The sequence below is a fragment of the Inhella sp. genome, from assembly GCF_027532025.1.
Classification (GTDB): domain Bacteria; phylum Pseudomonadota; class Gammaproteobacteria; order Burkholderiales; family Burkholderiaceae_C; genus Inhella.
In genome coordinates, this window is record NZ_JAPZSY010000019.1 from 23,278 (window position 1) to 32,760 (window position 9,483).

9 protein-coding genes and 3 tRNA genes are annotated in these 9,483 nt (G+C 66.3%); 1 reads left to right on the top strand and 11 read right to left on the bottom strand.

Annotated elements, in window-relative coordinates:
* Positions 1-26 precede the first annotated feature (26 nt).
* On the top strand, positions 27-695 hold the full coding sequence (lexA, locus tag O9335_RS04210; RefSeq protein WP_298384009.1) for a transcriptional repressor LexA: 669 nt from the start codon (positions 27-29) through the stop codon (positions 693-695).
* Positions 696-803: 108 nt separating this feature from the next.
* Here the strand turns inward: lexA and O9335_RS04215 are convergent.
* The 11 genes from O9335_RS04215 to trpA form a co-directional block, all read right to left on the bottom strand.
* Positions 804-880: transfer RNA gene (locus O9335_RS04215), tRNA-Asp, on the bottom strand.
* A 57-nt stretch (positions 881-937) separates the two neighbouring features.
* Positions 938-1,013 (bottom strand) — tRNA-Glu (locus O9335_RS04220).
* 39 nt (positions 1,014-1,052) lie between these two features.
* Positions 1,053-1,128: transfer RNA gene (locus O9335_RS04225), tRNA-Ala, on the bottom strand.
* A 111-nt stretch (positions 1,129-1,239) separates the two neighbouring features.
* The gene (gene gltX, locus O9335_RS04230) at positions 1,240-2,646 is read right to left on the bottom strand and encodes a glutamate--tRNA ligase (RefSeq protein ID WP_298384012.1); all 1,407 of its coding nucleotides are present in this window, start codon (positions 2,644-2,646) and stop codon (positions 1,240-1,242) included.
* Positions 2,643-3,860, bottom strand: coding sequence for an O-succinylhomoserine sulfhydrylase (locus O9335_RS04235; protein WP_298384015.1), 1,218 nt, complete (start codon positions 3,858-3,860; stop codon positions 2,643-2,645). Before O9335_RS04235 ends, gltX begins: the two co-directional genes overlap by 4 nt.
* Positions 3,861-3,863: 3 nt before the next feature.
* Positions 3,864-5,369 (bottom strand): amidophosphoribosyltransferase, encoded by a 1,506-nt coding sequence (gene purF, locus O9335_RS04240; protein WP_298384018.1) that lies wholly within the window; start codon positions 5,367-5,369, stop codon positions 3,864-3,866.
* A gap of 11 nt (positions 5,370-5,380) precedes the next feature.
* A complete protein-coding gene (locus O9335_RS04245; protein WP_298384021.1) occupies positions 5,381-5,920 on the bottom strand; it encodes a CvpA family protein in 540 nt (179 codons plus the stop codon).
* Positions 5,917-6,654 (bottom strand): SPOR domain-containing protein, encoded by a 738-nt coding sequence (locus O9335_RS04250; protein WP_298384024.1) that lies wholly within the window; start codon positions 6,652-6,654, stop codon positions 5,917-5,919. The genes O9335_RS04245 and O9335_RS04250 overlap by 4 nt, the downstream gene beginning before the upstream one ends.
* Positions 6,655-6,708: 54 nt before the next feature.
* Positions 6,709-8,013 (bottom strand): bifunctional tetrahydrofolate synthase/dihydrofolate synthase, encoded by a 1,305-nt coding sequence (folC, locus tag O9335_RS04255; protein WP_298384026.1) that lies wholly within the window; start codon positions 8,011-8,013, stop codon positions 6,709-6,711.
* Positions 8,014-8,065: 52 nt separating this feature from the next.
* Positions 8,066-8,938 carry an acetyl-CoA carboxylase, carboxyltransferase subunit beta gene (gene accD, locus O9335_RS04260; protein ID WP_298384029.1) on the bottom strand — a complete coding sequence of 291 codons (873 nt, stop codon included), beginning with the start codon at positions 8,936-8,938 and terminating at the stop codon, positions 8,066-8,068.
* A 3-nt stretch (positions 8,939-8,941) separates the two neighbouring features.
* Positions 8,942-9,483: tryptophan synthase subunit alpha (gene trpA / locus O9335_RS04265; RefSeq protein ID WP_298384032.1), on the bottom strand; the 542-nt coding region annotated here is incomplete at its 5' end.

Sequence of the window (9,483 nt, forward strand, 5' to 3'; positions counted from 1 at the left end):
ATCCAGTCTCGATCGGAGCGTAACTCGTGAATCCCAGCCTCACTCCCCGCCAGCAGCAGATTTTCGACCTGGTTCGGCGCTCCATCGAGCGAACTGGCACCCCGCCCACCCGGGCTGAAATCGCCCAGACCCTCGGCTTCAAGTCGCCCAATGCAGCAGAAGAGCACTTGCAAGCCTTGGCACGGAAAGGCGTCATTGAGTTGGTCAGCGGCACCTCGCGCGGCATTCGATTGAAGGCCGACACGCTGAAGGCGCTGCGCCGACGGCCCAGCCTCGCGGAGCAGCCCGAACTGCCGCTGCCGGGCCTCGCCCAGCTGACGCTGCCGCTGATCGGTCGCGTCGCTGCCGGGTCCCCCATCTTGGCGCAGGAACACATCGAACAGCAATATGCGCTCAGCCCCAGCCTGTTCAGCGCCACGCCCGACTACCTGCTTCGCGTGCGCGGCATGAGCATGCGCGACGCCGGCATCCTGGAGGGTGACCTGTTGGCCGTTCGCCGCACCGCCGAGGCGCGCAATGGGCAAATCGTGGTGGCACGACTGGGCGACGAGGTGACCGTGAAGCGCTGGAAGCGCGAAGGCAACGAAGCTTGGCTGCTGCCCGAAAACCCAGACTTCGAGCCCATCCGGGTGCCTCACGAAGGCTTCAGCCTGGAAGGCTTGGCCGTGGGCTTGGTGCGGGCGGGCGTGCACTGACGGGCGACAGGACATCGGCTTCGCCGGGCGGCGCGGTGCACCGCCTCTAGAGGCTCGAGCACGCGACAAAGAAAAAGGGCCTGCTCAGCGAGCAGGCCCTTTCAAATTTGGCGGAGTGGACGGGACTCGAACCCGCGACCCCCGGCGTGACAGGCCGGTATTCTAACCGACTGAACTACCACTCCGCGTCGGGGCTGCGTTCGCAACTTTCGTTGCCGGTGCTGCCAGACCGATCTAATTTTTGGCGTCCCCTAGGGGATTCGAACCCCTGTTACAACCGTGAAAGGGTCGTGTCCTAGGCCTCTAGACGAAGGGGACAAATCCTTCATGCCCTTGAACCGCGCGCCACCTTTTGATTGGTGGAGGTAAGCGGGATCGAACCGCTGACCTCTTGCATGCCATGCAAGCGCTCTCCCAGCTGAGCTATACCCCCTTGGGGCATCACCCGGCGTTTGTCGAATTGCGTTTGTCGAATTCGCCAACGACCCGGTAATGACTTCAGGTGTCGCGCTGTTCAAGCGAGAAAGAGACTATAGCGCGTTTCTCAAATGGATTGCAAGCGGCCCATCAAAATTTTTCGATCGAACAGGGCCAGGCATTGGTCGATGGCCGGGGTTTGCGTCTTGCCGAAAACGGCCACGCGAACCGGGATGGCAAGCTGCGGCATCTTGAGGCCATGGCCCGCAAGGACGGCCTTGAAAGCGGCTGCCACCCCCGCCGCCGTCCATTCAGCGTCATTCAACGCAAGCGCCAGCGCGCGCACCGCAGGACGGATGCTGTCCGTCAGGTGTTGGGTGCGCAAGTCGTCGGCCAGCGTCACCTCCCCGTAATAGGCGACCAGCCATTCGGCCAGGGCCTCGAGCGTGCTGCACCGGTCTTTGAACAGCTCGCACTGCGCCTCCAAGGGCGCGCTGCTGGGCATCACAAGGCCTCGCGCCGCCAAACGCGGGGCGATCAGCGCCGCCAAGCGATCGGCGGACGCCGATTTCATGTGCTGGCCGTTCACCCACTCCAACTTGGCAGGATCCCACTGGGCGGGGCTCTTGCTGAGATGACTGCCGTCAAACCAAGCAACGAATTGCTCGCGGCTGAAAATCTCGTCGTCGCCGTGACTCCATCCCAAACGTGCCAAGTAGTTCAGCATGGCTTCGGGCAGGTAGCCAGCCTGTTCGTAGGCCGTCACGCTCACAGCGCCGCGGCGCTTGGACAACTTCTGGCCGTCGTCGCCCAAGATGACTGGCATGTGCCCGTACTGCGGCAAGGGAGCGCCCAAGGCCTGGAACAGGTTGATTTGCCACGGCGTGTTGTTGATGTGCTCGTCGCCGCGGAACACATGGCTGATGCGCATGTCCCAGTCGTCCACCACCACCGCGAAGTTGTAGGTGGGCACGCCGTCGGCGCGCACCAGGATCAGATCGTCGATCTCGCGGTTGCTGATGCGAATCTCGCCCTTGACGAGGTCTTGCCAGACCACGTCCCCATCGGACGGGTTCTTGAAACGGATCACCGATGCCACGCCCGGAGGCGCGGACGGCAGAGTTTTGCCGGCTTCGGGGCGCCAGCGTCCGTCGTAGCGGCGCTTTTCACCTCGGGCCTCTTGCCCGGCCTTCATGGCCTCGAGTTCTTCTGGGGTCGCGTAGCAGCGGTAGGCTTTCCCATCCTGGATGAGTTGCTCAGCAACGGCTTGGTAGCGGTCGAGCCGCTGCATCTGGTAGACCGGGCCCTCGTCGTAGTCCAGCCCCAGCCACTGCATGGACGCCAAGATCTGATCGACCGAGTCCTGCGTCGAGCGCGCCACGTCGGTGTCTTCGATGCGAAGCACGAACTGCCCGCCATGGTGACGGGCGTAGGCCCAGGAGTACAGCGCCGTGCGGGCGGTGCCCAGGTGCAGGAAACCCGTCGGAGACGGGGCGATTCGGGTGCGAATGGGGGTCACGGCAGGGGCGTTCATCGGGTCGTCAAGGTGGTCAGGCCGCGAAGCAAGTCGTCGGTGATGTCTCCCACGTGCTCCAGACCGACGGCCAGACGAATGAGGCCTTGGCCGATACCGGCCGCCTGACGCTGGGCTTCCGTCAGACGGCCATGAGAGGTGGTGGCTGGGTGGGTGATGATGGACTTGGTGTCACCCAGGTTGGTGGCGACGCTCAACACCCGGGTGCTGTCGATGACATGGAAAGCGGCAGCGCGCGCGGCCTCCGGGCTGTCGGCCTTCAGATCGAAAGACAACACGGCCCCGCCCTGCCCGCTTTGCTGGCGCATGGCCAGCGCGTGTTGGGGGTGCGATGGCAGCGATGGGTAGTAAACCCGTCCGAGTTCAGGGCGGGTCTCCAGCCAGTGGGCAATGGTCAGCGCCCGTTCGCTTTGAGCGTGCATGCGCAGCGACAGGGTTTCCAGGCCCTTGAGCACCACCCAGGCATTGAAGGGGGCGAGCACCATGCCGGCCGTGCGCATGACGGGGCCGAAGACGTCCACGATCAGGTGCTTGGGGCCGCACAGGGCCCCGGCCATGACCCGCCCTTGACCGTCCATGTACTTGGTGGCGGAGTGCATCACGACATCAGCCCCCAGGGCGGCCGGTTGTTGCAGGGTCGGCGTGGCGTAGGTGTTGTCGACGGCCAGCAAAGCGCCCGCACCGTGCGCAATCGCAGCCAGTGCGGCGATGTCGCACACCTCGTTGAGGGGGTTGGTGGGGGTCTCAGCGAACAGCAGGCGAGTTCGGGGCCGCAGGGCGGCTTGCCACTCTGCAGGGTCGGTTTGGGACACGAAAGTCGTCTCGACACCGAACTTGGCGAACTCCTTGGCGAACAGGTTGATGGTGGAGCCGAACACCGAGCGGGAGCACACCACGTGGTCACCAGCCTGCAGCAGACCCATGCCCAACAACAGGATGGCGCTCATGCCCGTGGACGTCGCAATGGCGGCCTCGGTGCCCTCCAGGGCCGCCAAGCGGGCCTCCAAGCTTCGCACCGTGGGGTTGCCGGTGCGCGAGTACGTGAAGTCCTCGCTCTGAGCGAATCGCTGCGCCGCCGTGGCGGCGTCGGGCTGCACGTAGGCGCTGGTCAGGAACAGAGCCTCAGAGTTTTCGCCGTGCTGGCTGGGGGGCAAAGCGGTGCGCACCGCCAGCGTGTCGCGGTGCAGGCCTGCGGGCAGGGGGCGGCTCGGCATGACTCAGTCGCTTTGGGATTGCAGCGCCAGTCGGCCGCTGGCGGCGGCGTCCTCGTCCTGCGGCTTGGGCCGTTGGGCCTGCAGCGCGGCGATCTCACCCTCGCCGATGTCGCCCGTGATGTAGTGGCCGTCGAAGCACGAGGCTTCGAAACCGTTCAACTTGGGTTGCAAGGCGGCCACCACGCGCTTCATGGCATCGACGTCTTGATAAATCAGCGCATCGGCGCCGATGTAGGCGCGAATCTCTTCGAGCGTGCGGCCGTGCGCGATGAGTTCTTCGCGCGTGGGCATGTCGATGCCGTACACGTTGGGGTAGCGCACCGGAGGCGCTGCCGAGGCCATGTACACCTTGACCGCGCCGGCCTCGCGGGCCATGGCGACGATTTCCTTGGATGTGGTGCCGCGAACGATGGAGTCGTCCACCAACAGCACGCGGCGGCCCTTGAACTCCTGCGCAATGGCATTGAGCTTTTGACGCACCGACTTCTTGCGCACGCCCTGCCCCGGCATGATGAAGGTGCGGCCCACGTAGCGGTTCTTCACGAAGCCTTCTCGGTAAGGGCGGCCGATGCGATGGGCCAATTGCATGGCCGAGGGTCGGCTGCTTTCCGGGATGGGGATGACAACGTCGATCTCTTGCGGAGGGATGGTCGACAGCACCCGCTGAGCCAAGGTCTCGCCCATGTTCAGGCGGGCTTGGTAGACGGAAATGCCATCCAGGACCGAGTCCGGTCGGGCCAAGTAGACGAACTCGAACATGCAGGGGTTGAGGCTGGCTTGTTCAGCGCACTGGCGGGTGTGGAGTTGGCCCTCGGTGTCGATGAACAGCGCCTCGCCCGGCTCCACATCGCGTTCCAGCTTGAAGCCGGTGCCTTCGAGCGTCACGCTCTCGCTGGCAACCATCCACTCGCCATCCTGGCCCCGTCCGAAGCACAGGGGACGAATGCCGTACGGGTCGCGGAAGGCCAGCAAACCGTGACCGGCAATGAGTGCGATGACCGCATAACTGCCGCGCAGCCGGCGATGCACTGCACGCACAGCCTCGAACACGGCGTCGGCCGTGAGGGGCAAGTCGCGGGCCACGTTTTCCAGCTCGTGGGCCACCACGTTGATGAGCACCTCGGTGTCGCTCTCGGTGTTGATGTGGCGGCGGTCCACGGCGAACAATTCCGCCCGCAACTCGGCGGTGTTGGTCAGGTTGCCGTTGTGCACCAGCACCAAGCCGAAGGGCGCGTTGACGTAGAAGGGCTGCGCCTCTTCTTCGCTGTGCGCATTGCCCGCGGTGGGGTAGCGAACTTGCCCAAGGCCGATGTGGCCCGGCAAGGCCCGCATGTTGCGGGTGCGGAAGACATCGCGCACCATGCCCTTGGCCTTGTGCATGAAGCATTTGGTGCCGTCCATGGTGACGATGCCCGCGGCATCTTGGCCGCGATGCTGCAACAGCAACAAGGCGTCGTACAACAGTTGATTGACGGGCTGATGGGACAGCGCTCCGACGATGCCACACATGGCGGTTCTCCTCAGGTCTTGGCGCCAGCGGCAGGCGCCGGAGGCAGCACAAGGCGGTGCAAGTCTTGCGGGAACAGGGGGGACAGCGCTTGCAAGGCCGCACCCAGCCAGGGGCGCAACAGGGAGTCGCGCCAACTGGGGTGTTTGACAAAGGGGGTGAAGCCGATAAGCACCGCCAGCAGCAGGATCAGCAGCAGGCCTTTCACGAGACCAAAGCCAGCGCCCAACACGCGGTCCACGCCCTGCAAGGGGGTGGCGTGAACCAGCGTGCGGCTCAAGCGGGCGAGCACCGCGCACACGACCAACACCAAGACGAAGGCCAAAACCGGGGCCGCGAGGGCTTGCCACGCGCCCTCGCCCGTTGCAGGCGGAAGCCAAAGTGCCACGCCCGGCGCCACCCAGGGGGCGGTCACGTAGGCCACCACCCAACCCGCCAGCGACAAGGCCTGGAACACGAAACCTCGCAGCGCCCCCACCACAGCGGACAGCAGCAAGACGCCCAGCAAGGCCAGGTCCGCCCAGGTGAGCAGCCCTTCTTGCCCGGTCGTCATAGGGTGAGAACCTTGCCAGGCAAGCCCACGGCCTGCGCGGCGGCAGCGGCCTTGTCGGCGTCGGCCTTGGTATCGAATGGCCCCAAGCGGACGCGAATGCGATCGCCCTCGCCCGTCTTGGCGACTTGGGTGTAGGTGCGCAGCCCTTTGCGCTCCAGCCGCTGCCGGGCATCCTGGGCCGACTTCTGGTCGGCGAAGGCACCCACTTGCACCACGTAGCGGCCGGGCGACTCGGCCTTCGCAGGCGAGGGCGGCTGACGGGCCGGAGCAGGCGCGGGAGCCACGGTCGGCGCGACCGCCGGTTGGGCGCTGAGACGCGCCGCGGCAGGAGCAGGCGTGGATTCGGGGACTTCTTCGGCGGGTTCGGGCACCGACACCGGGGCAGGCGCAGGAGCTTCGGCCCGGGCCGCCGCGGGCAGGCTGGCGGGGACTTCGCTCACGCGCGCTGGCACGTCCGCCAGCGGCCCAGCCCGGTCTTGGGACGGGATCACGATGGGCAAGTCCATCGGCACCGGGCGCGGCTGCGTCTCAAAGACCAACGGAAAGGCGACGATGCCAACGCCGACCAACACGGCCGCCCCGATCAAGCGGTGGCGCGCCTGCTGACGCAATCGCTGGATGTGCTCGGCAGCGTCCACTTGAACTGCCGACGGGTTCGCACGCTTGCGGCCGGAGGCGGCGGGCGCCGACGCGGCCGGCGCCGACTGGCGCCGCAAAAAGGACAACAAGCCCATCGACAGTCGCAACAGAGTGGGAGGAAGGGATGCCGGACCCGGGACCGTGGGGACTCAAACGACGCTGGTGCGCGCGACGCTGGAGCCCGCCCGCCACCCGGCCATCACACCCCCAACGGTGAAGAACGATCCGAAGACCACGATTCTATCGGCGGGCTCACTCTGCGCCCGGGCGGCCTCATAGGCCAACCAGGGGGTGGCGTGCTGGAAAACACGCACCGCCTGCGGGCACTTCAAGCCAGGGCGCAACCGCTCAAAACGCGCTGCCAAGTCGGCGGCCGAAGCCGCCCGCGGCGTGGGCAGGTCGCAAAAATGCCACTCGTCGATCGAAGGCGCGATGCGACCCAGCACCTCGTCCAGGGCCTTGTCGCCCATCGCACCGAACACGGCGTGCGTGCGGGGGGCAAAGCCCATCTGGTCCAGGTTTTGGGCCAGGGTCGCCACCGCGTGCGGGTTGTGCGCCACATCCAGCACCACCGCCGGTTGACCGGGCAGCACCTGAAAGCGGCCGGGCAACTCCACCAAGGCCAGGCCGCTGCGCACCGCCTGGGCACTGATGGGCAAGCGGTCGGCCAAGGCCTCGAAAGCCGCCAGCACGCCCGCGGCGTTCAGCAACTGGTTCGCCCCCCGCAGGGCGGGGTACGCCAAGCCGGCGTACCGCTTGCTGCGTCCTTGCCAGCGCCATTGCTGACGATCGCCCTCGAACGAGAAGTCGCGACCGGCCTGACGCAGATCGGCGCCCCGAAGCCGGGCCTGCTCGGCGATGCTGTCTGGCGGCACGGGATCGGCGCACACGGCGGCCCGGCCTGATCGCAAGATGCCGGCCTTTTCGCGGCCGATGCTCTCGCGGTCGGGGCCCAGGTACTCCATGTGGTCGAGGTCGATGCTGGTGATGACCGAGACGTCGGGATCGATGGCGTTGACAGCGTCGAGCCGCCCACCCAGACCGACCTCCAGGATCACCAGGTCCAGGGGCTCGCTGGCCAAGCGGCGCAAGATGGCCAGCGTGGTGAACTCAAAGTAGGTCAGCGCCAACCCGTCGCGCGCCGCTTCCACGGCCTCGAAATGCGGCAGCAGCGATTCGGCCGACACCGGGGCACCGCCCACACGGCAGCGCTCCTCGAAGTCCAAGAAGTGCGGCTTGATGTAGAGCCCCACGCGGTAACCCGCTTGCAGGGCGATGCTCTCCAGCATGGCGCAGGTGCTGCCTTTGCCATTGGTGCCAGCCACCGTCACCACGGGAGCGTCGAAGCGCAAGCCCAGGCGGTCCCGCACCCGCTCCACGCGGGCCAAGGTCATGTCGATGGTCTTGGGGTGGAGACGCTCGCAATGCGCGAGCCAGTCCAACAAAGTGTTCATGGCGCAAAAAAGGCCAGGATCTGCCTGGCCTCGGTGTGGGCGGAGGGTGGGCTCAGGCGACCGCGTCAGCGCTCTGGCGCTGCAACATGGCCAGGCAATTCGCCACGGTGCTGCGCAGTTCACGGCGGTCGACGATCATGTCGACGGCGCCCTTCTCCATCAAGAACTCAGCCCGCTGGAAGCCCGGCGGGAGCTTCTCTCGCACGGTGTTTTCGATGACCCGCGGGCCGGCAAAGCCGATCAAGGCCTTGGGCTCGGCGACGACGATGTCGCCCACGAAGGCGAAACTGGCCGACACCCCGCCCATGGTGGGGTCGGTCAGCACGCTGACGTAAGGCAGCTTGGCTCGGGCCAGCTGCGTGAGCGCCGCATTGCACTTGGCCATTTGCATCAAGCTCAGCAAACCCTCTTGCATGCGAGCGCCGCCGGTGGCGGTGAAGCAAATGAAGGGCGTCTTGAGCTCGACGGCCGTTTGCACGCCGCGAGCAAAGCGCTCGCCCACCACCGAACCCATGGAGCCGCCCATAAACTCGAACTCGAAGCAGGCGACGACCACGGGCACGCTCATCACGGCGCCGCCCATCACCACCAAGGCGTCGGTTTCGCCGGTGGCCTCCAGCGCCTCTTGCAAGCGCTGGGGGTACTTCTTGCTGTCTTTGAACTTCAGGGCGTCGACCGGCAAGACCTCCTGACCGACTTCAAAGCGCCCTTCCCCATCCAAGAACGCGTTCAGGCGCGCCCGGGCACCGATGCGGTGGTGGTGGCTGCATTTCGGGCAGACGTTTTGGTTTTGCTCCAGGTCGGCCTTGTAAAGCACGGTTTCGCAGCTGGGGCATTTGGTCCACAAGCCCTCGGGCACTTGGCGACGGTCGGACGGGTCGCTGTGCTGGATCTTCGGGGGCAAGAGTTTGTCGAGCCAACTCATCGTTCAAGTCTCCTGGCCATCGAGGGCCTTGCGGATGCCGGCGAGGAAGTCGCGCAGCACAAGCGCCGCATTATCCGGCCCGGCGCGCTCCACCAACTGAACCAGGGCGGAACCGATGACCACGGCGTCGGCCACCTTCGCCACGGCCTGGGCGCTGGCCGCATCGCGGATGCCGAAGCCCACGCCGATGGGAAGGCTCAGGTGCGCCCGCAGGCGCGGGAACACCTCGGCCACCGCGGCCACGTCCAGGTGTCCGGCGCCCGTCACGCCGCGCAAGCTCACGTAGTAGACGTAGCCGCTGGCCAACTGCGCCACCTGACGGATGCGCTCGTCGGACGAGGTGGGTGCCAGCAAAAAGATGGGGTCCAAGCCTTCGGCCTTCATGGCCTGCGAGAACGGCGCGGCTTCCTCTGGCGGGTAATCCACCACCAGCACCCCGTCGACGCCCGCGGCCTTGGCTTGGCGCGCAAAGCTCGGCAGGCCCAGGCGCTCGATCGGGTTGGCGTAGCCCATCAGCACGACCGGCGTGCTGGTGTTGGTGGCGC